The 22,256-nt window shown below is 39.8% G+C and carries 17 protein-coding genes and 1 riboswitch; of the genes, 1 reads left to right on the top strand and 16 read right to left on the bottom strand.

Annotation, left to right across the window (positions count from 1 at the left end):
* Window positions 1–304: 304 nt before the first annotated feature.
* The 4 genes from SALPA_RS25955 to SALPA_RS25945 form a co-directional block, all read right to left on the bottom strand.
* Complete coding sequence (locus tag SALPA_RS25955; protein ID WP_186451234.1) at window positions 305–1,384, bottom strand: DUF362 domain-containing protein; 1,080 nt, start codon at window positions 1,382–1,384, stop codon at window positions 305–307.
* Between the two features lie 270 nt (window positions 1,385–1,654).
* A complete protein-coding gene (locus SALPA_RS25950; protein WP_145100924.1) occupies window positions 1,655–3,706 on the bottom strand; it encodes a sigma-54-dependent Fis family transcriptional regulator in 2,052 nt (683 codons plus the stop codon).
* Window positions 3,707–4,018: 312 nt separating this feature from the next.
* Entirely contained in the window at window positions 4,019–4,153 is a 135-nt protein-coding gene (locus tag SALPA_RS31715; RefSeq protein ID WP_255451368.1) for a hypothetical protein, read from the bottom strand.
* 117 nt (window positions 4,154–4,270) lie between these two features.
* On the bottom strand, window positions 4,271–5,590 hold the full coding sequence (locus tag SALPA_RS25945; RefSeq protein ID WP_145100920.1) for an MFS transporter: 1,320 nt from the start codon (window positions 5,588–5,590) through the stop codon (window positions 4,271–4,273).
* Between the two features lie 1,191 nt (window positions 5,591–6,781).
* On the opposite strand from SALPA_RS25945, the gene SALPA_RS25940 reads away from it, so the two are divergent.
* The gene (locus SALPA_RS25940) at window positions 6,782–8,110 is read left to right on the top strand and encodes an aromatic acid/H+ symport family MFS transporter (protein ID WP_145100917.1); all 1,329 of its coding nucleotides are present in this window, start codon (window positions 6,782–6,784) and stop codon (window positions 8,108–8,110) included.
* Window positions 8,111–8,280: 170 nt separating this feature from the next.
* Here the strand turns inward: SALPA_RS25940 and SALPA_RS25935 are convergent, their stop codons facing one another.
* From SALPA_RS25935 to SALPA_RS30630, 12 genes are all read right to left on the bottom strand, one after another.
* Window positions 8,281–8,607 (bottom strand): DUF3870 domain-containing protein, encoded by a 327-nt coding sequence (locus SALPA_RS25935; RefSeq protein WP_145100914.1) that lies wholly within the window; start codon window positions 8,605–8,607, stop codon window positions 8,281–8,283.
* 331 nt (window positions 8,608–8,938) lie between these two features.
* A complete protein-coding gene (locus SALPA_RS25930; RefSeq protein ID WP_145100912.1) occupies window positions 8,939–10,258 on the bottom strand; it encodes an MFS transporter in 1,320 nt (439 codons plus the stop codon).
* Window positions 10,259–10,499: 241 nt separating this feature from the next.
* The gene (locus SALPA_RS25925; protein WP_255451367.1) at window positions 10,500–11,624 is read right to left on the bottom strand and encodes a uroporphyrinogen decarboxylase family protein; all 1,125 of its coding nucleotides are present in this window, start codon (window positions 11,622–11,624) and stop codon (window positions 10,500–10,502) included.
* A 473-nt stretch (window positions 11,625–12,097) separates the two neighbouring features.
* Window positions 12,098–12,670 carry a hypothetical protein gene (locus SALPA_RS25920; protein WP_145100905.1) on the bottom strand — a complete coding sequence of 191 codons (573 nt, stop codon included), beginning with the start codon at window positions 12,668–12,670 and terminating at the stop codon, window positions 12,098–12,100.
* A 163-nt stretch (window positions 12,671–12,833) separates the two neighbouring features.
* A complete protein-coding gene (locus tag SALPA_RS25915) occupies window positions 12,834–14,885 on the bottom strand; it encodes a TonB-dependent receptor (RefSeq protein ID WP_145100902.1) in 2,052 nt (683 codons plus the stop codon).
* Window positions 14,886–15,208: 323 nt separating this feature from the next.
* Complete coding sequence (locus tag SALPA_RS25910; RefSeq protein WP_145100900.1) at window positions 15,209–15,406, bottom strand: hypothetical protein; 198 nt, start codon at window positions 15,404–15,406, stop codon at window positions 15,209–15,211.
* A gap of 904 nt (window positions 15,407–16,310) precedes the next feature.
* Window positions 16,311–16,538 carry a hypothetical protein gene (locus SALPA_RS25905; protein WP_145100897.1) on the bottom strand — a complete coding sequence of 76 codons (228 nt, stop codon included), beginning with the start codon at window positions 16,536–16,538 and terminating at the stop codon, window positions 16,311–16,313.
* The gene (locus SALPA_RS25900; RefSeq protein ID WP_145100894.1) at window positions 16,522–17,295 is read right to left on the bottom strand and encodes a hypothetical protein; all 774 of its coding nucleotides are present in this window, start codon (window positions 17,293–17,295) and stop codon (window positions 16,522–16,524) included. The genes SALPA_RS25905 and SALPA_RS25900 overlap by 17 nt, the downstream gene beginning before the upstream one ends.
* Before the next feature lie 230 nt (window positions 17,296–17,525).
* The gene (locus tag SALPA_RS25895) at window positions 17,526–19,583 is read right to left on the bottom strand and encodes a (Fe-S)-binding protein (RefSeq protein ID WP_145100891.1); all 2,058 of its coding nucleotides are present in this window, start codon (window positions 19,581–19,583) and stop codon (window positions 17,526–17,528) included.
* 305 nt (window positions 19,584–19,888) lie between these two features.
* Entirely contained in the window at window positions 19,889–20,305 is a 417-nt protein-coding gene (locus tag SALPA_RS25890; protein ID WP_222428128.1) for a MarR family winged helix-turn-helix transcriptional regulator, read from the bottom strand.
* A 479-nt stretch (window positions 20,306–20,784) separates the two neighbouring features.
* A complete protein-coding gene (cobO, locus tag SALPA_RS25885; RefSeq protein ID WP_145100886.1) occupies window positions 20,785–21,318 on the bottom strand; it encodes a cob(I)yrinic acid a,c-diamide adenosyltransferase in 534 nt (177 codons plus the stop codon).
* Between the two features lie 76 nt (window positions 21,319–21,394).
* Entirely contained in the window at window positions 21,395–21,577 is a 183-nt protein-coding gene (locus SALPA_RS30630; protein ID WP_222428127.1) for a hypothetical protein, read from the bottom strand.
* A 372-nt stretch (window positions 21,578–21,949) separates the two neighbouring features.
* Window positions 21,950–22,133, bottom strand: a riboswitch (cobalamin riboswitch).
* Between the last annotated feature and the right edge of the window lie 123 nt (window positions 22,134–22,256).

Raw genomic sequence — 22,256 nt, 5'->3', positions numbered from 1 at the left:
CATAACTTAGTAATAACTTGCTAAACATCTCTATAAAGCTAGCAATTTTAGATGGTACAGTGTTTAAAAATTTTATTAATTGGATACCAAGTATTTGTTTGATTGCCACATTTTCGATCAAAAATAAAAATTGTATGGAGCATTAAATTTTCAGACTTGAACATAAACTTCAGTGGTTGTGTTTCAAATTGGTTTATAATCTGACCAAATATTTCTTAGTAACCAATTAAATCCGCTCCTATTAAATAACACCCCCATTATTAGTCAACACATATCTTGCCTAATAACGGGGGCGTTATTTTAGTTAGCCGGTTATCTCAATTAACTCATATTCCATTGATCCCATACCAATTTTGGCTGCGTGTTCGATCTGAATACTGGCGTTTCTTTGTGGAAATGATAAATGGCCTAATGTATGTCCATAAGCAGCTTTAGTCAAATCTTGTGTTGCTTGATCAACTGCTACCGGGTTGCTTGATGCTAAGATACCAAGATCAGGTATTAGCTTTTCCCCAGGGCTTTTTACAAGGCAATCACAGTTTTGGGTCATATTTATTAATACGTTAAAATAAAAGCATTTGCCAAGCTTATCAATCACTGCGCCGTAGGCGTGTTCGGCCATACTCTTCTGAAGATAACCCTCATCAGCATTAAAATTGTATTTTACTGCATCGAACCGGCATGTCGCTATACATTCACCGCATCCGATACATTTTTCTTCAAGAATATATGCTTTGCTATTATTTTCAATGATAGCATCGGCAGGACACCATTTCATACATTTTTGGCAATATGTACATTGTGTGCTATCAATTATTGGCGAAACAGCCGAGTGTTGGCGTCTTTTCCCCTTGCGACTGGCTAAACCCATACCGAGATTTTTGATGCAGGCTCCTAATCCCGTAGAGATACAGCCGGTAGCATGAGAGATAACTAATAAAGCATCGGCTCCAATAATTTCTCTGGCAATATTTACTGTTTTATGAAGATCACCCGGTATGGACACTTCATACTCGGTATTGCCAAGCAAGCCATCCGCCATAAGAAAAGGAGCGCCAACATTCTCAATGCCGAAACCCTGACAATGAGCCTGCATGAGATGTTTAATCGCATTATGCCGCTCTCCTTTATACAATGTTGAAGTTTCGGTCAAAAACGGAACTCCGTTCCCACTTTTCACTTTGTTCACCAACTCACGGATTAGTTCAGGCTTAATTCGAGTATTATTCGTTCCCTCACCTACATGTAGCTTAATTGCAACAAAGTCGTTACTGCCAATGATGGATGATACCTCAGCAGCAGAATAGAGTTTACTCATAGCCTGTGCCTGTTCCGCCGCAACTGCGCCGTCTGCTAGCCTATAAAAATATACTTTTGACTTCAAAATAAATCGCCCCCTATTTAATTTGATATGGCTCATCGCTTGCCTAACTTAAACCTGCATGCACTTAGTCGGTTTACTTTTTTATTTAGTACTCAAATCATATTTCAATTCAATGCATATCTCATGCCAACGAACTAAAAAAAGACTTGATTTGTGGTCGTCCTCAGAACAAACCAAAAATCAAGTCTCTATAGCATGTAGCCAGTTAACTGCTATTCTTTAAAATCAATTCTACAAAAAGTCTCTTTCGTGTTCAATTTTGAAGGGCTATCAATGCTTAACAATAATACCATACGTCTTAATTTTTCGATAAAGAGTTGTACGGCCTAACCCTAGTATTTTCGCCGTTTCACCAAGGCTATTGCCTGTATACGCCAACGTCTCTTCTATCGCTTCTTTTTCCAACTCAGTTAGTGACCTTATTGTTTTATGTTGATTCATTTCCGAAATATCCAATAACTCCTCTGGCAAATCGCATAAACGGATATTTCCTTTCTCTCTCATATTAACTGCGAAACACATAGTATTTTTTAACTGCCGGATATTCCCTGGCCAATCATATTGCATAAGGCGTTTACAAACCGCTGCTTCCAGCTCAGGTAGCGGCCGATTCAACTCGCTACTTTGCTTTTCAACAAAAAGGCGGGCCAGTTCTAAGATATCCTTTCCTCTACTTCGTAACGACGGTATGGAAAGTTTAAAAGTTGCCAGGCGAAAATACAGGTCTTTCCGGAATTCTTTTCGTTGCACCGCTTCATATAGGTTTTTATTCGTCGCGGCTATCACCCGAAAATTAACTTTTATATAGTTTTCTCCCCCGATTCGCATAACACGCTTATCTTCCAATACTCGCAATAAAACAGCCTGAACTTCCAGTGGCATATCACCAATTTCATCCAAAAACAAGGTTCCGTCGTTAGCCAATTCTAACTTTCCGGGTTTTCCTTTGCGATTTGCCCCGGTAAAACTGCCTCCCTCATAGCCAAATAATTCACTTTCTATCAGGCTCTTGGGTATAGATGCACAATTAATAGCAACAAAAGGACTTTGCGATTGGCGATCATTGTGAATAGCATGGGCAAACAGTTCTTTCCCTGTGCCGCTCTCACCAATTAACAACACGCAGCCTCCAGTGCCAGCGATTTTTTGTGCCACTTGCTTTGCTCTGACCATTTCGACACTCTTTCCATAAATGTCATTAAAGGTGTAGATAGCTTCAAAGCGCTCCTTTTTATCTATACTGCCAGTATTTCTCAATTCGGTTAAATGAATAACCGCGCCTTCAATACTGTTTTCCTGATTATCTACGACTGGTTTAACTTCGAACAAACAGCGCTTAAGTTTATTGCCACTGACTATATCTGCGGTAAAATTGGATTTCGCCATTTTCCCTTGTAATACGCTTTTAATCAACGGCAAATTTCCGATAATATTAGGGTAATTCTGCCCTAATATTATGTTCTGACCTAATCCCAGAATTTTTTCTCCACCATTGCTTACATAGGTAATTTTTCCTGAACAGTTGACGCCAACCATTCCGTCTTCCACCATGGACATAGCGGTAGACAACATACTAACATCAAAGCTGTATGACTGTTTCTGATTTACCATTTCCAGAGCATTTTCAATTCTCTGGGCCATAGAAACTTGCCAGGCAATCCACCATACAAACAATGTTTCTTCATCTTTACTTTGGGTGAGATCCCTGTGATAAGAAAAGGTAAAGGCGGCAACTATGTTTTTTTTTGTATCGTGTATGGGAATCGCCGTTATAACTTTACTGCTTCTTTGCATAACTTCGTTATAATGCTCCGGCCCTATTAAATACATAGGTTTATCTAATTTCAGACATAGAGAATGTGCAGATGTACCAACCGATTCTTCTGAAAGATTTAAGCCAGAACATTTAAGCTGATCAACATGTGAGTTATATAAAAATAGTAAAATACCGTTACGGTCAGTTAAACCTATCCGGAAAGGTTTTGTTTTGTTTAAAAAATTAATTTGTTTACTTAATAAAGGTACTGCAGTTTGCATAAGTTGTTCATTTTCTTTAATTACTTTATCAAATTGAATTGAATCTAAAACTTTACGTGTCAAAGGTTGATTAGGTACAACACCGTAATTTCTGGAACGACGCCACGAGGCAACAACTTCCGGCCGAACAGCAGCAAAAATTTCCGTTTCTTCGCTATTTCTCAAGAATTGCTCTCTGCATTTGCTTATTTTTTCCCATTGCTTGAATTGGGAACGAAAAAAGGCGGTAAGTTCTTTAATTTGCCTTACCTCATTCTCTTCTAAAATAAACTGCTTGTCCTGCATTAACTAACCTCCCAGGTCATTTCTATCTAATCTCGTACCTGCAAACGTCTAAAAATGTTAGTCGGAGACCTTTTTAACCGAACAAATTCATTGCTAATTATTTTGTATTATGTCATACATAAAAATTTGACGCAAGGGCTGATTGTTTCTTATTGGTTATAAAGTTAATAATTGTTGGCATTAATTACGATTCCCCACTTGTTAAAATGGTTTCTTGTTTCATACATAAATAAAAAAAGCCCAACCCATAGAAAAGCAACACAAACAGGTTGCTTCTCTAAAGAGCCAGGCTTTCAAAATTATAGCACAGAATTACGCATTCATACCTGCAACAAAGCCTTCAAAGGATGCTTTTTTGAGGGCGTCTCTAACGACAACAACCTCACAGAGGCCATATATGTCATCCTGCAGAAGATTGTAGGCTTTTGTTCCAATGGCAAGGACCACTGTATCACAAGAATAGAGTGTCACACAACCGCCTTGCTCAATAAGAGCTCCCTTCTCGGTAATACCGGCTAGCTTTGTTTCAACCAGAATCTTGACAAAATACTTATTCCCTTCTTCTTATCTATTAGCACTAATGACTTGGGTTGGTTTGCGCATCATTTTAACAAGGTATAATCCACAACAAATACTAATTGCAACAACAAATACTTGAAGCCACAAAGCAGCCTCGAAAGCCTCTACCGGATATGGTGTAACTCCTTTAGATATATGGTTGATAACCAAACCCCATATCTGTTGAAAAGCTCCTGCCCCCACAACCCAAACAAATCCGTTATTTAAGCCCGTAGCAGTGCCCATCTGCGATGGTTGTACCAACTCCCTCATAAGAGAAAAGTAACCTACCACTGAATACTGTTGTAAGAATCCGAATGCTGCAAACAATATTTTAAGCTCCATTGTACTCAGTGTACGAATATTCAAGGTCATATACAACCAGCCAATTAGAAATAAAACGGTTCCTGATAACATTACATTTACAGACCCAAGTTTTTTGACTAGCCAACCTGCCGCAAATGAACCTATAATAAGGCCCGTTGCGGAAACCATAAGTATTTCAGCAACAACGGGTTTGCTAAACCCATAAACATTGGCTAAAAAGACTCCACCCCATAAAGCAACAATAGCTTGCCCACTGGAGTTAACTCCAAGTATAAAGAAATTAGCCAACCATAGTTTAGGCATACGGCAAACTTCTTTGAATACCTCCCAGCCACTCGCCTTGGCTTCTTCCTTGTTCTTAACAGGCACTGCCTCTCCAGTTATTTCGTCCGGCGAGGGCAGAGCTACATCTGCCGGACGATCTTTCACCACAAAATAAGCAATAACAGCCAAGATGATACTTATAACCCCAATAACGGCAAACGAATATCTCCATCCATAGTTTGTCATCATAAACTGGAGGGGACCAGTCGCTCCCACCCCACCCAACATGGCCAGTCCTAAATACAAACCGTATATGGAAGGAAATTCCTTGGCACTATACCAATTGGATATAACCTTCACACCAGCAATAAAACAACCGGCGACAGCGATAGCAACGATAATTCGCCCGATAACGGCTACAAGAAAAGTTTGTGCAGCGCAAAAAATAAAACTCCCGAGACCAATCATTATTAATAGAACAGATAAGCCCCGGCGAACGCCAAATTGATCCAGCAAATTCCCCAGAGGTGCATTCATCAGCGCATAGGCCCACATAAAAGACAAACCCATAAGTCCGAAATCTACCGCATTGAGCCCTAGATCTTTAATAAGTTCCGGTCCCATTACTGCAGGCGCCTGACGATTAAATGGTGTTAACATAAATGCTAAAATAACAACAATTAAAATAGGTAACCGATATTTTTTTAACTGACTTAACGCCTTTTCTTTATCCATAGTAACCCTCCTCAACTATTAGCTATTTTTTCGCCCACTTCTTTTTAATGCATTTTGTATGCCAAAATAGTTAAAATTTTTAATTAATTTCACTTGCAACATGTTCAAAATGAGATGTGGTTCCTGTTGCTTTTATTTCTCATAATTATGCTTGCTGTCTATTGGTTAGTTACAGATATGCAATCGTTTTTTACCCTGCAGCAAATCATGTAAACGAATAATTGCGTCAGCGTATAGAATTTTCACTGCCGAGCATTCCCCAACCATATTAACCGACCTTTTTGTTTCACTTTGAATGCAAACCAATTGGCGGACATGTTTCTTGTTCCATATTGAAATACAACCTAGTAAAAAATAGGCTACTAATTGCTAAATTACAATTAGTAGCCTATTTCTTTCTTTAGCACTCATTAATTACTCTTTTGAGTCTTTTTCCATTTTAACTGCTACCAAGCTCAACTACTCCTCTTACATCTTCCCCTGTTCTTGCCTACTGTTCAGTAAGCTAGGTATCCTCACGACATTTTGTTTCATTTTGAACCCTCCCCAGAATCTGCTTTTAAGCATACTTCCATTACATACCAGTTATGGCTCCAAATTGCCTAGTTCAACTTGTTCATTAATAAACTCTTATTTGTCTGCAAATACATTTCATCTTTGTCAATAAGCTTCAAAGAAATAGCCTAAAATATGCTTCTAACACAATATCTTCGCCATTTTTAACTATAAGTTTACATTCTTCTAAGGAAAGCTCGCAGATAATAGACACCTTTTGCCGAATTCAGTAAATTTTTCAAAAATTGGCATATAACTTGCATATATTTTGATTGATCGCTTGTCTAGTTCATTATACTATAAGGAGGTTTACAATGTTTTCGAAAACCACTGATAGCTAGCAAAGAAAAGAATTTGAAGCGGTTTCACTCTAAAAATATGGAGGTATTAAATGGCTGATATTATGACTGCAGAGGAGAGGTTTGCCGCCTCTATTAACTTTTAACCAGTGGAACGAATTGATGGGTGTTATCTGTCGATTCAATGGATATAAAAAATCCATAATGTTACAAAGCTCCGTACTATTTATAATGATGAAAGCAGAAAGTCTGTTGGCAATTATACCGTTAGCTTTAATGTCATTCACAATGACAGGAACTCCGGCAGCAATCAATAGTAAAGCAAGGAGATTAAATTATGAATACAATAGACGTTAAGAAGTTGCTTGATGAGAGTTCTATTCAGAAACACCATTGGCGACTATTTTTCTGTTGTTTAGCAGCACTTTCCTTTGATGGATATGATCTTGTTGTATATGCCACGACAATCCCCCTCCTACTCGCCGAATGGAATATGAGCCCTGCTTACGCAGGCATTATAGGCAGTTACGCATTTGGGGCCGGTGTATTTGGCGCTATTTTAGGCGGTGTACTAGGAGATAAATGGGGAAGAAAAACCACAATTATTACATCTGTAGTAATATTCACAGCAGGTACCTTTGCAACAGCGCTGGCAAGTGACCCGGTTTCATTTGCTGTATTTCGCACGATAACTGGGTTGGGACTTGGAATGACATCGCCTAATGTAATGGCCTTAATTTCCGAATATTTCCCCAGCAAGTCGAAACAGGCAGCCGTATCCGCGAGTGCCACCGGCATGCAGATTGGGGGAATTATGTCTGCCCTTGCCGGTATGTACCTACTAACGCCTTATGGGTGGAAGTCCGTTTTTTATTTTGGATCAATTGTGATTTTTCTGGTACCCTTCTTTTATTGGTACATGCCGGAGACGCCCTGGATACTTGTTGCTAAAAACAAGGTTCAACAACTCAGACAAATACTGAACACGTTCAGACCAGATGTGACTGTGCCTGATGATGCACGTTTTGAGTATCCTCAAGCAAAAGAAAAGTCGTCGCTCGCCAATGTTTTTGCAGAAAATAGGGGTCTAAGTACAAGCCTTTTTTGGCTGGTTTACTTCATGAACATGTATATGATCTTTGGAACAAATACTTGGATACCAACATTGATGATGAATGCAGGTCATGAATTTGGAATAAGCTTATGGTTTTTTCTATCCCTTTTCCTAGGTGCGGGCATAGGGAGCTTGGTTTGCGGATATTTATCTGAATGTTTCGGTGCCAAGCGAGTTCTGGTAATTCTCTATTATGGCGCCTTCTTTTCCATCTCATTATTAAGTATCCCTATGGACATTTATTCTACGACTATAGTTACTGCGCTCGTGGGCGCATGTACCATGGGAGCTCAAAATGTTACCCATGGATACATTGCACAATACTATCCGCCAGCTGTGCGGGCGACCATGATGGGATGGGGGCTTGGCTTAGGCCGGTTTGGTGGTCTTCTCGGGCCTATTGTAGGAGGTATGCTGTTGTCTATGAAGGTCACCCTGTTCCAAAATTTTCTCTGCTTTGCGGTACCGGGCCTGATTGCTGGCACTGCGATTGCGCTTGTTCAAGACAAGTATAGTTATACTAAACGCCTCACCCATAATTTCCGAACATAATTCTCTGTTCTATCAGCAAATTCACAGCCATTTTCTATTAGACTACTCACATCTTAAAAAGAAAACACCCATCATTTACCTTTCAGTAAACGCTGAGTGTTTTCTTTTTGGAGCGTGCGAAAGGCATCGAATCCTAGCTTGGAAGTCTAGCTCCTACCATTAAGCTACACCTATCCTTTTGCTCGAATTTTGTTTTTGGTCATCATGTAGCGATTTTGTATCATTTGTATTGCGGTAATAAGAGCGCGCTTTGAACTCATATGGATTCTTTCTTCAACTTCCGCAATTATTATATTTACATCTTTTTCTAGTGATTTTCCCTTCATAATATCAGATATAAATTCATTACCTTGCTGACAATATACTGGTATAGAACATTGCAATATTTCACCACTATCTACGTCAACCGTTAAAACTAGCGACACATATTTAAATATTTCGAATAAATCAGTTCCTTCTGGAAGCTGCGCATTTGCAGCAAATAGTTGCAGGTTCATATTTCTATTCCTCCTCGCACATATAAGAAACTATTTTTAATGAGTGTTCACAAAAAATGTTGGTGTGTTTATCCATACATTAATTAGTTGTACTATTATTAATATTTCTATAAGAAAAAAAGAAACTCCTCTCTGCATAGAAGTTCTAGCCAATTGTAATTAACAGTATGCAATAAATAAGGCCAACCCATTAGGGTAGGCCTTATTTATCTTAGATACGAGTCAAAAGACTCCCGCCTCTATAGGCGGCGTTCATTCAGGTGGAGTAGATTCTCCACCTGAATCTCCAATGTTTCAGCTATGCTGAAACGAGTTCACTATGTCCCTTTTCTTATCTATCAATACTAATGCCTGGGGCTGGTTTACACATCATTTTAACAAGGTATAATCCACAACAGATACTAATTGCAAAAACAAATACTTGAAGCCACAAAGCAGCCTCGAAAGCCTCTGCCGGATATGGTGTAACTCCTTTAGATATATGGTTGATAACCAAACCCCATATCTGTTGAAAAGCTCCTGCCCCCACAACCCAAACAAATCCGTTATTTAAGCCCGTAGCAGTGCCCATCTGCGATGGTTGTACCAACTCCCTCATAAGAGAAAAGTAACCTACCACTGAATACTGTTGTAAGAATCCGAATGCTGCAAACAATATTTTAAGCTCCATTGTACTCAGTGTACGAATATTCAAGGTCATATACAACCAGCCAATTAGAAATAAAACGGTTCCTGATAACATTACATTTACAGACCCAAGTTTTTTGACTAGCCAACCTGCCGCAAATGAACCTATAATAAGGCCCGTTGCGGAAACCATAAGTATTTCAGCAACAACGGGTTTGCTAAACCCATAAACATTGGCTAAAAAGACTCCACCCCATAAAGCAACAATAGCTTGCCCACTGGAGTTAACTCCAAGTATAAAGAAATTAGCCAACCATAGTTTAGGCATACGGCAAACTTCTTTGAATACCTCCCAGCCACTCGCCTTGGCTTCTTCCTTGTTCTTAACAGGCACTGCCTCTCCAGTTATTTCGTCCGGCGAGGGCAGAGCTACATCTGCAGGACGATCTTTCACCACAAAATAAGCAATAACCGCCAAGCTGATACTTATAACCCCGATTACGGCAAACGAATATCTCCATCCATAGTTTGTCATCATAAACTGGAGAGGACCAGTTGCTCCCACCCCGCCCAACATGGCCAGTCCTAAATACAAACCGTATATGGAAGGAAATTCCTTGGCACTATACCAATTGGTTATAACCTTCACACCAGCAATAAAGCAACCGGCAACAGCGATTGCAACGATAATTCGCCCGATAACGGCTACAAGAAAAGTTTGTGCAGCGCAAAAAATAAAACTACCGAGACCAATCATTATTAATAGAACAGATAAGCCCCGGCGAACACCAAATTGATCCAGCAAATTACCCAAAGGTGCATTCATCAGCGCATAGGCCCACATAAAAGACAAACCCATAAGTCCGAAATCTACCGCATTGAGCCCTAGATCTTTAATAAGTTCCGGTCCCATTACTGCAGGCGCCTGACGATTAAACGGTGTTAACATAAATGCTAAAATAACAACAATTAAAATAGGTAACCGGTATCTTTTTAACTGACTCAATGCCTTTTCTTTATCCATAGTAATCCTCCTCTTTTAATAATATTAGATCTACCGGATAGAGTAATTTTCAGTTGTCAAACAACATTCAGGGGAGACCAAAATTCTAAAAAACTCTTAGCAACGCTAAAACTTCAACTCTGCTGAAATCAACAACTCTTACTTTGCGTTAATTGATACGCTTTAGACAATACTAACTACTAGAATTGCTAGATTTCAGCAGAGCAGAGTTAAAAACCAGATAGCTGGAGGATCTCCTTAATTAGTCAAAGCGACCATGCTTGTCAACTGCGTCAAAGAAAGCCTTGACGTTTTCATGTTTAGCATTGATTGGTATGTTGCAACCTGATGAATAGATCAGGCTTGCGCCGCTTTTACGGAAGGTAGTGATGAGTTTTTTGGCATATTCATCAAGTTCACTCGGAGATGCGACGGTAAACAAAGCAGCTGATACATCGCCCATTATAGCGCAGTGATCCTTCAAAATGTCGTGAGCCTTGAAAATATCCGTAGCGCTATCAAGTTCCAGCACGAATTTTCCTTTGGGCAGTTCCAGGAAATACGGTAAATTCTTTGTCCAGTCACTATCATAATGGAGAATTGGAACTATATCGTTTTCTATCAGTGTATTAAGAAAATATTTCAAATTAGGCCAAACAAACCGTTCGAAATTTTTCAAAGAAATGAACTGACCGCATCCTCTGACGCCACCAACAAATACCCGATTTACTCCAGAGGCTTTAACGGCCGGTATAACACTGGTCAAAAGATCTTTGGTCGCTTTCGTCAACAGTTCTTCCAATTCTCCACGCATTTGGAACATGTCTTTATAAAATTTTTCGAGGGAACGCATTATGGAAAATGCTTCAAAAGGAAATGTACCTACTATAAAGCCATAACATGCACTTTGGCCACGTGCAAAGGTTCTGGCAATTTCATCCGCCCTAAGCCTTGCAGACTCTTTTAGCCCTGTCAGCACTTCTTCTCTCGATGTCTGGTGACACCGTTCCAGATAAGTCAGACGGTACTCATCAAATCCTTTTTCTTTGATGAGTGAATAATCATCCCTAACCATAGCCTCATATTCTAATATTTGATATTGAGCATTATCATCTAATTCTTCACCCGGCAATTTCATCCGGCCAGGACCGCACTTGTGGGCAACCGAAGCAAAACGCCCACAAAGCATCCAAGAATTACAATCCCATACAGGATATGCTTCCCAAACTCTTTGGACCGCCGCCATAGCTTTATCCCAGTCTGACATATACTCTTTGTTGGTAAGGCCCGCAAACTGACCGGCATATTGTTCGATGATCGGCGCGCAGACAATTCGATCCACGGGCTGTAAATTTATTGCCGCAACAATTCTTTCTTCCGCTGTCATACTATCTCTTCCCATTTAATATCATTCCTTTATTATTTATTTAATTCTACTGAACAAACTTTACAGCCATTTTTGTACTGTCATAAGTATTTCCTTCACTTGCTTTATTAACAAATCATACCATTTTCCTCCTTTGCTTGTTTTATCTCCAACTTAGCAAGAGCCCCCCTCTATATGGACATAAAACTTGATTTAAACAAATAAAATAGCCTAGCTCGAAGAAAAGTAGCGTAAAAACGTCACTTTTCTAAAGAGCTAGGCTTAACTACTATATATTAGAATTTTGTTCCAATATCATATTCAAGCTACTCATGCTATTTATAAAATTCAATCTTATTATTATATTATACTCATTTTTTTTGTATTTTCAACTATTTTTTCTGAATATCCTTTGAAATTCAGCCATTTCAGCCATTTTGGCCCTCTACCTTCATGCAATTTTATGTGTGCAGTTCTTCCGGGGGCCAATACCATCATTTTTGAGAAATTTGTCTTAAACCAACCACTCTCGCGCATACAAAATATGCTATTACACCCCCAGTAAACCCAAGAATCAAGTGGGACACCAATACAACACTAAGCCCTAGAGATAAGAAGGACATTGGTAAATCCAAGATGCTTCCAAAAATATAATTAACCAAAACCTTTGATAGCTGGGCTAACCCAGCTATCGTTCCTATCATATACCATTTATTTATTGCTATCGGAATTACGCTTACAAATACATCCATCACTATTCCTGGTAATAAAAAATCAAAAAAAGCAAAAATCCCTTTGACACCCGGCGCGATAAATACCGTAACAAAGCCGGCAATAAAACCAGCCAGTGTTCCAGCGCCCGGTTTCCTTATCATAATGCAGCACGCAGTTATTGCTAACATAATAAACAGACCCCTATGTCCTGGAAGATGCAAAGGTAATTTTAAGGCTACATTCCCAATAGCCGCCACTACACCAAAAATTGTAACCACCAATGCTTGCGTAAGGGCCATTCCGAAAATTCTAAAGTTATTTCTAATTACCGATTGATTTTTTTCTAGCATCATTAAAAGCTCCCTTTAATAGCCTGCCTCAATATCACAATCCATGCATTAAAAGGTGATCATTCCATTAATATGCATAATATGCAGAAAAGGTAGGCACTGTTTACCTTTTCTGCATATTTTCCGAAATCGCTATGGCTACTTTTTTAAACCATTCAACTATTGATTAAAACTTAATGGTTGTACCGACCTCTGTATATCGGCCAGGCGCAACAAGGTATGCCCCTTGGTAATACTCCTTATCAAATAGGTTTAGTACTTTAACATAGTACTCGGTATTCTTTACGGTCTTGCTGACTTTTAGATCAACGACATGGTATGCTGGCAAAGACTTGGATGATGCCCAGATATCGTCACTTACACTAGTATTGCCATCGCTAGAACCATTGCCATTGCCCTGACTAAACATACTTCTTACTGCTCCAACATAGTTAACGGCCAGGTTGGCATTTATTCCATCTTTTCCTGCATAATTAAGACCATATGAGAACTTTCGATAAGGGACATCACTTACTTGTGTCTTCACTCGAGTGTCATAAGCATTTGTATATGAGTAATTTGCGAATCCTTTAATACATGGACTGATTTTTTTGCTGATCTCGGCCTCAAAGCCATGCATGTCAACATCTGGTATGTTGTAGTACTGGGTACGACCGCCGCCCGCACCATTGCCTTTAATCATATTTGTTATGTCTCTGGTAAAATAGGTAACATCAAATCCAAGTCCAGACTTGGTCGAGGAAGACAGTCCCACTTCGCGGTTAAGGGCTTCCTCAGGCAAAAGATTATTATTAGTAAGCGGTGCAGACCGTTCCATGGCATTAGGAGATCTGAAGCTTTTTCCGATTGAGCCATGTAAAGCAGTATTTTCGCTTAGCTTATAATTTAAAGTGAAAACCGGATCATCTGATGAATAGTTACCGCGTATATCTTGATAGTTTGGGGTATATGCTGTTGTTCTTACTATGATACGATCATCGGTTTCGTTATGCCTGTAGCCAAAGCTGGTATTCAGTCTGTTGTTGACCTTAAGTACGTCTTGGATATAAAAGCTTTTGCCGGTGTAATCATAGTCACCGCGGTTATATGTACCATTGGGAGTTGTGCCAGAACCATTGGGCGTTATTTCAGTGAAGTCTCTGGTCTCGTAGGAATAACCCCATGAAGCAGTATTTACTTTGCTTGTTTTAATCGTATGCTGCAATTCATAACCCGTTACATCGCCATCCCAATCCACACGCTGATAACCGGAAGTAGTAAGCAGACTTTTTTGGTTGGATTGATAAACTTTCAAGCTGAGATCGCTATTATTGTCTAGCTTTTGGTCATATACGGCACCGATGTACGATTGTTTAATCGGATCATATGCCCAGTCATAAGTAAGGCCAGAGCCACCGCCGCCAAAATAATTGTTTCGTGAAGAAAGCGTACCGCCTGAACCAGGATAGTTTTTTATTTGGCCAGTAACAGGATCAATACGATTAGGAAATTGTTTGGTAGTGTCTGAATACGAGCCAAATACGGTCAGAGAAGCTTTAGGATTAAGATTCCAACGAACTTTTCCATTGTAGGATTCTGATTTTTCGGCAGAGTGGGTTGTATAGCCGTCAGTATCTTGTTTTTTCACACCAAAATAATAGTTAACCTTTCCGGTATCGCCGCCAAATGAAAGCGAATATGTTTCGGTGTCCCAACTTCCCTTTGCTATCGATATAGAACCGGAACTTCCCTTACTGCCACTTTTAGTAGTTATAAATATTAGTCCGCCAGGAGCGTTGGTACCGTACATTACGGGCGCAGGGCCTTTTATTACCTCAATCTTCTCGATATTATCTGCAGGTATAAGTGATAAATCTGTCCTCCCGTCACCAACTGTACTGAGCATCACTCCATCAACAATTACCTTAGTGCTATTAGCATCGCTGCCGCGAAATTGGGCATACTTTTTACCCTTTGTATTACTACTGGTAACATATAAGCCGGCTACATCTTTCAATGCCTCAGCCGCATCTTGGGCCCCTTTGGCTTTTATCTCATCTGCTGTGATCACAGTCATTTTGACAGGAATTTTGAGTGGATTAAGCTTAGAGCCAGTTACTACTACTTCGTCAAGTGTTGTATCACTGTTATTGGCTTCTTCTGCAGCTGCCATGGCCGCGAAACTAGAATATATCAGTATGCATCCAACTATAACTGCTACTTTTTTTGTTTTTCTCATTTTCTTATACCCCTCCATAAACATCAGCCTATCTAAGTGCATCTAAATTGTATATTGGTCTCTAAACTTTTGCGAATTAATTATTCCTGCAGAAGATCTTGCCTTGCAGCCGCAATATATCCCCTCGCCTCCCTTCATCATACACTTACCTGATGTCCCCTCCTTCCCTGCACCAGTGACTTATTTATGATTTTCCAGCTCCGCATGAGTGTGGTTTGTTCTCCCACTTTTTCTATGTAAGCTAGGAAACCCGAAAGCATAACCTTTTTTCAACAGACTGTCATTTCCCAAACCATTTCATTATATAGTGCCAAAAAAATTCACTATTTTACACCCTGACGACACTTGATGGAAAAACGTATATAATCTTCTAAAGTTTGGATCAAATCAATACCCTGTTGCGAATCTAGGTCTTTGATTCTAACTGTTCCTGTAGTCTCCCTAATTATTTCTTCTATTTGATAATGACTGTAACCAACCTCGTATAGCTGCTTTATTAATTGAGCAATTTCCGTAGTCATAACACTTCACTCCCTAATATAATACATTGACCTAAAATTACATTGATTATGATGGTTGCGGTGATTGAAAATAGTTAGTTGAACTAAATAAAAAGGCAATATGTTTTGCCTTTATCGATTAAGCAAATTATCACTCCGGCGTTCGGCAGGATCTGTGTAAACAAAATGGTGCGGGGACGAACACCTATCATTTTCGCAGATATCCGGCAGTACATTGCTTTCGTTTCCGCGCAGTCTTCAGTATCCACCAGTTTGAACCTTTGTAATAGGTGGTAATACATTCTGGTCTGTCGAGTCGAACTTCGGGTTTTGCAACTTGCAGTTAATCTTATGAACAAGGTATACAACTGCTCTGCTTTGTCATATAGAGACAGAATCACTTCAAAATAGTTAGTTAAACTAAAAAAAATAGCATAACTAGTCTCTTCCATGAGTAGTAAACATTACCACGCAATTGGTGCGCCATTGAACTCGATAGTTAGTCTGCCTGTGCAATAATCAGTTAAAATGAACTGGATTCCATTAAGATTTTATAGACTATTTATATTTATATTAGTTATTGTTAGTTTATCAAGTAATATATTATAACTAAGAGTCAAGAAAATCTATCATTAAAGTAAATTTTCTCATCATATATAGCACATAATCAGCATTAACTTATATCTGCATCTGTAATTTAGTATGTTTATGTTTATTTATATTGGCTATTTTAGTTTATATATGTTTCTACATTGATTATGAAATTCCTGCCATGTTAAAAAAATATTTAGGTAGGTGTCACAGGCATCAAAATGAATTTTTATCTACGCCACACTCAAAATAAAAAACCACGAAGGTATTACGGTCATTCTTAACCGTAATACCTTCGTGGCTATTTACTCATATTATTTATTAACAAAGCTCGTTATGTATTCAATGTTGGATTATCTGTTGCCGAATTACAACAGATAAAAGAAGATCTGGTCCACCGGCGAAAACGGCAGTTATAGCAGGAAATTGTTTCATCTGCTACCGTTTCTTCTTCAACGTCAGATTGAAAGGATAGACAGCTGGCAGCCGTAGAAGCGGCCCCAACCCAATCCTTCTTACCACCACTAAACTCTTTTTCGCCACTTTCATTGGTTCTCCACAAGTGTTCTCATCTCCTCATAGTTAGCAAGTTGTTTTTTAGAACAGGTTGTCCATAAACTTAAATCATTAGCTTCATCTAATTTATGGACTAAAACTACTGCACTACCATCCATAAGAAGCGACTTAACCATATCTCCCAATAAAATTAATTCAGAATCTTCCAAATATCCTCCCTGGATATTTCTTACCTTGTCAATAGCGGGATGGGAACAAAGATCCCTAACATTTATGATGTTATTAGGTACATTAATTTTGACCTTTCCCTTTACCCAGCCATCGTTGTCACTTAAACGCAAACCGGCTCCGGCTAAAGCCCCGATGATTCCCTGTCCAGTGCCTCCATGCTCAGAAAGATGAACATTCAACCGGCTAGCCAAGTTATAGGCAGCATCTTTTGTGACTACTTCCTGCTTTACTCTGTATCCAAAATCTATCAAACTTTTACTATCAAGAAAGTCATCAATAACGGCTACACATAAACCGGGATCGGCCTCTACTTGACTTTCCTGCTCAAGAAACTTAGCTGCATAGTCAATAATCAGCTGCAAATATTCAATGTTGATATCAGCTTTAAAACACATTGAACTATTATGCGAAGTATATGGAACAGCCGGATCAAGCAGCAACTGGTGGCGTGTAATCCAAGAACACTTACCCCAGTCATGTTTCTCAATAGCCTGCGCAATCATTTCGGCCAGTTCCCCTGTTCCTCTACTTTCTATATTATCCGTATCATCAATACACACAAGAATTTGCATATCTTACACCGCCACTCTTTAAAATGTACTAGTATTTAAGAAAATATGGTTATTTACATTTTCGAGAAATTTGTCTTAAAAAAGCCAATCGTTCACATGCGAAATATGCTATAACACCCCCAGTAAACCCGAGAATCAATTGGGACACTAATTACAACACCATCGCCCCTTTTGTTGTACACTCACCCGATGTCCCCCTTCCCGGCACCAATGACTTAATTTATTTTAGATTACAAACTTGATGCTAAAATTTCAGCAATATCCAAAACCTCAATATTATGAGAACCTTCCAATTTCACTGCTTCAGAGAAAACCATTTTACAAAATGGATAGGCAGTCCCAATTACTTCTGCCCCGGTTGCAACAGCTTCTTTGACGCGATTACCGGTGATCAAATTATCGGCTGTAGGCGTTGTCCAAACCCTACCGCCACCAGCCCCGCAGCAAAAAGCTCGCTGCTTTGAACGCGGCATTTCTGCTAGCTGAATCTCAGGAACCGCTTTGATAACCTCCCGCGGCAGACTGAATACATCATTATACCGCCCTAAATAGCACGGATCGTGAAATACAACCACCTTAGCAAACGATTTATTAGCCAACAGCTTCCCCTCCCGGAGTAAGTTCGCCAAAAAATCAGCATGGTGTAGTACTTCAAACCCGCCACCATATTGAGGATATTCATTTTTCAAGGTGTTAAAACAATGTGGACAAGTAGTAATGATTTTTTTTATCCCCAGCTTATTCCAAGTAGCAATATTATCATTTACTGCTTTTTCAAAGAGAAATTCATTGCCCATGCGCCGGGCAGTATCCCCGCAGCACCATTCCAAACTACCAAGAACAGCAAAGTTGACGTTAGCCGCCTGTAAAAGTTTTATAAAGGCTGCTGCCGTTTTTTGCGCTTTGGCATCAAAAGCAGCTGCACAACCGGCGTAATAGAGATATTCCGCCTGCGGATTTTCCTGAATAGTAGGTACAAACAACTCCTTGGCCCATGGAAGACCAGCTTTGCGGCTATAACCCCAAGGACTGCCCTGGCCGGCGATCCCGGCAAAGACTTGCTTCATACCTTCACTGACATTACCTGCGGTCAATACCAGGTAACGCCGCATATCAATTAGTTTGCTAATATGTTCAATGGATACCGGGCAGGCCTCCAGGCAGGCCCCACAGGTTGTGCAACTCCAAATAAATTCCTGATCAAACAACCCCCCGGCTAGATTTTTTTTGAATTTATCTCCATTGGCCTTTTTATCTGTTTTATTTGCTTTATCTGTTTTTGTACCTATTTCTTGTTTTGTGATATCCCTGGAAGTTTTTCCCTCTAGTAACCGGGGAGCCCTTGCTTCGATGTGTTTACGCAGACGACCATTTATGGCTCGTGGTTTAAGCGGTTCGCCACTTAATTGACCCGGACATTGGCCATTACACCGGCCACATTTAACACAGGAATACACATCAAACAGTTGCTTCCAGGTAAAATCCTCCATGTAGTTGGCCCCAATAACAGCTTTGCACTTACCGTCCTGCTGGATTTTACTTAAAGCTCCCTTAGGAGCAAGGGTATGCCAATAAGCGTTAAAAGGAGCAAAAACCAGATGTAAATGCGAAGAATTAGGAATAATAAAACACAATGAAAATACAGCCAGGAAATGAGTCCACCAGAAAATAGGCATAACCTGATATAAAGTAACTTCGTTACTATTTACAAAAAACTGTGAACTGGCAAAAGCCAGCGGGGCAGCTGTAATCAAATTCAGGTCTTGCCCTAAGGCAAACCGGACAGCGTGAAAACCAACCTCAGTCAATACAATGGTTAAAATCAAGCCAAGTTTAACAAAGTCGGCGACACCGTTCTTCAGCCATTCCGGCTTCCTGACCGTTCTACGGGTTGCAGCCCCTACTACGCCAACTATGATCAAAGCATTACAGATATCTTTTATAAACAAAAAATAATAATTATCCCCTATATAGTGAATATTGGTATTAAACAGTCCTTCTGTGGCCATATTCGGCATACCAACCAATAAAATCAGAAAGCCGAACACTATGAACAGGTGAAACAAACCAAACACGGGGTATTCCCGGACCTTCCTTTGTGCAACTACATTAGTAAAAAAATATTTCCACCGTTCAACAGGATGACTGTGACGGTTTTCTCTTCGGCCTAATTGCGTAAAACGATAACGGCGAAAAACCCCGCAGATAAAATAGCCCACCGAGGTTAATGCCATTAGAGCAAAGATAAATACGTTAAGTTCCCTGGCACCAGTTTCATTTATTAACACGATCTGTCATCTCCTCAATAGTTAGTTAAACTAAATAAACAGTGTTACGATCTATCCCGGTTATTAACTTATTAATCTGCGGTTTCTCGCTTGGAGTGTAGTTCAGTTATTTTTTGCGGCGGAAAGTGCTTAGCCAATTCTTCGACAAACTTGGTTTCTGCGTGATGAAATAGGTTTTGTCCTATCAAAGGTCATTACACTCTGCATATCAAAACCTAAAAATAGTTGGTTAAACTAAATAAATAGTGTTACGATCCATCCCGGTTATTAGCTTATTAATTTGCAGTTTCTCGCTTGGGGAGTCGTCAGTTATTTTTTGGCTGTGGAAAGTGCTCAGCCAATTTTTCCAGTAATACTATTAAGAATTGCTGTTCTTCCGGGGTCAAGTACCCGAGGGGACCGGCTAATTTTTCGACAAACTTGGATTCAGAGTTGTGAAACATGTTTTGCCCTCTATCGGTTAAGCGGATTATCCGCACTCTGGCATCGGCAGGATCTGTAAAGCGGGAAACGAAACCGGCCTTTTCCAAGCGATCGAGCATTTGCGACATGGTACTGGGGCGAACACCTATCATTTTCGCAAGATATCCGGCAGTACATTGCTTCTGCTCCCACACAGTCTTTAATATCCACCACTGAACTTTTGTAATAGATGGTACTACATTCTGGTCTGTCGAGTTGAACTTCGGGTGTCTCAGTTTGCGGTTAATCTTATGAATCAAGGTATACAGCTGCTCTGTTTTGTCATATTGGGACAAGGAATCACCTCGAAAAATAGTTAGTTAAACTAATAAAACTGTGCAACTAGTCTTTTCCATTAATTTTTTACAGACTATTTATATATTAGATATTACAACCATGCGTCAAATGAACTTGTTTCAGCATAGCTGAAACATCGGCGGGTTCAGGTGGGGAGTCTACCCCACTTGAACAAACGCCGCTTGCAGAGGCGGGAGTCTTAACTCGCCGCAAAAGATAAATCTGTCATTAAAGTAAATTTACGCATTATATTGAACATATTCAGCATTAACTCATATTCGTATCTGTCATTTAGTATTGTTATATTTATTTATGCTGGATAGTATTAGCTTTTATATTTTTCTACATAGAATATGAAATTCCTGCCATGTTTAATAAATAGGTTAGGTAGGAACGTCGAGATATATGATAATTCCCCGGAACTATCTTATCACGGTTTCATTTAGAATTCGATACCCTTTTGCGCCATCACTCCCGTTTTATAGGGATGTTTAATCTCTTTCATTACAGTTACCAAATCTGCCTTGTCCATGATTTCCTGCCGCGCTTCACGTCCGGTAAGCACCAAGTGCAAGGACTGTGGCTTAGTTTTCAGCAACTGAATTACTTCGTTCACAGGAACCAGTCCGAACATAATTGCATAATTGATTTCATCAAGGATAATCATGTCCCATTTACCGGACATGATTTCCGTTCTCGCGTCATGGAGCGCTTGTTTGGCAGCCTCTTGGTGATCAGTTTTGCCATCCCCTGTTGTATTTGTCACAAAACCTTCGCCCAATTGACGGATGACAAAATTATCTCCCATTCTCTCGGCAGCCTGCAATTCACCAGATTTCCAGCCGCCCTTAATGAATTGTAAAACCAACACCTTAAGTCCCTGGCCCCATGCCCGCATCCCCACCCCCAAGGCAGCAGTCGTTTTTCCCTTGCCGGTTCCCGTGTTTACAATAATCATGCCTTTGGTTTCTGACATAATAGTAGACCCCTCTTTACTGCAAATTTGTTGGTATCCTTGGTAAAATACTGTACAGAATGTGCAAGATCTGAATTCATATCCAACATTTTTTCCTGAGATAAGCCATCTGCCTTGCCTTAAAACACCCCTCCTGATCCTGTGAAGCAGTTACCTGCAAGGTATTATTATTCAAATAAACGCTCTTCGCAGATTTACTTACTTGTTTTGACTGATCAGCGGTATCTACCGGCCAATTTTTTGGAACATATTTACACATATTGTTTTCTCCTCCTGCTTGTTATTGTTTACACATCTGCAGCAATAAGTTATACCCATCTATTTCACCTTCGCTGCTGACAATAAGCAGCGTCGCATATCGCTGCCATTAACCTATATAAGCTATTTGACCCGCGAAGTAAAAAAAGCGCGGGCCACAGTAGGCCCGCAAACATGAAGGAGTATAGAAGAATGACACTAATAAGAAACTCCCGGCTACCATGGGCAGCCAGGAGGATTCTACAGCATAAAACCAAATAGAAACTCCTGGTCTACGACCAGGAGTAAATTCAGCAAAACAACATAGCTTACTTGGAATGACTCCAAAATAAGCAGATGCAACTGTAATCTCCTCCCCATCACTCGTGGGTAAAACGGCGATCTTTAGACAGGCAGTTCTCCTGGCTCTGGATCATAGCTTGTCCAAACCTTCCCAAGACTCTCGTCCCAGTGGCATATTCTTGGATTCACTCCCCATTACAGTGGCGGGACCGCGCCGGTGTTACACCGATCTTCCCTATTAAGCCCCTAAGGGCACCTGACTCAACTATATTCATTTATTATTAATTTTATCACTCTTTGGTAGGTATTGTCAAATACATTCTTATAGGACTTATTTAATTGGCTTGGCAAGACATTTTTTTTCAATGGAAAAACCTCTCTCAATAATCAATAAAAGT

The organism is Sporomusa sp. KB1 (assembly GCF_007830295.1).
Lineage (GTDB): Bacteria > Bacillota > Negativicutes > Sporomusales > Sporomusaceae > Sporomusa.
The sequence above is the reverse complement of the archived record's forward strand: the minus strand, read 5'-3'. Positions and strand labels throughout refer to the sequence as shown.

Bases quoted from the DNA above. Each gene is read 5' to 3' on its own strand.
- SALPA_RS25950 (WP_145100924.1), bottom strand. From the start codon at position 3,706: ATGCAGGACAAGCAGTTTATTTTAGAAGAGAATGAGGTAAGGCAAATT.
- SALPA_RS25945 (WP_145100920.1), bottom strand. From the start codon at position 5,590: ATGGATAAAGAAAAGGCGTTAAGTCAGTTAAAAAAATATCGGTTACCT.
- SALPA_RS25920 (WP_145100905.1), bottom strand. From the start codon at position 12,670: ATGATGCTAGAAAAAAATCAATCGGTAATTAGAAATAACTTTAGAATT.
- SALPA_RS25930 (WP_145100912.1), bottom strand. From the start codon at position 10,258: ATGGATAAAGAAAAGGCATTGAGTCAGTTAAAAAGATACCGGTTACCT.
- SALPA_RS25935 (WP_145100914.1), bottom strand. From the start codon at position 8,607: ATGAACCTGCAACTATTTGCTGCAAATGCGCAGCTTCCAGAAGGAACT.
- SALPA_RS25915 (WP_145100902.1), bottom strand. From the start codon at position 14,885: ATGAGAAAAACAAAAAAAGTAGCAGTTATAGTTGGATGCATACTGATA.
- cobO (WP_145100886.1), bottom strand. From the start codon at position 21,318: ATGTCAGAAACCAAAGGCATGATTATTGTAAACACGGGAACCGGCAAG.
- SALPA_RS25910 (WP_145100900.1), bottom strand. From the start codon at position 15,406: ATGACTACGGAAATTGCTCAATTAATAAAGCAGCTATACGAGGTTGGT.
- SALPA_RS25940 (WP_145100917.1), top strand. From the start codon at position 6,782: ATGAATACAATAGACGTTAAGAAGTTGCTTGATGAGAGTTCTATTCAG.
- SALPA_RS30630 (WP_222428127.1), bottom strand. From the start codon at position 21,577: ATGTGTAAATATGTTCCAAAAAATTGGCCGGTAGATACCGCTGATCAG.
- SALPA_RS25925 (WP_255451367.1), bottom strand. From the start codon at position 11,624: ATGACAGCGGAAGAAAGAATTGTTGCGGCAATAAATTTACAGCCCGTG.
- SALPA_RS25900 (WP_145100894.1), bottom strand. From the start codon at position 17,295: ATGCAAATTCTTGTGTGTATTGATGATACGGATAATATAGAAAGTAGA.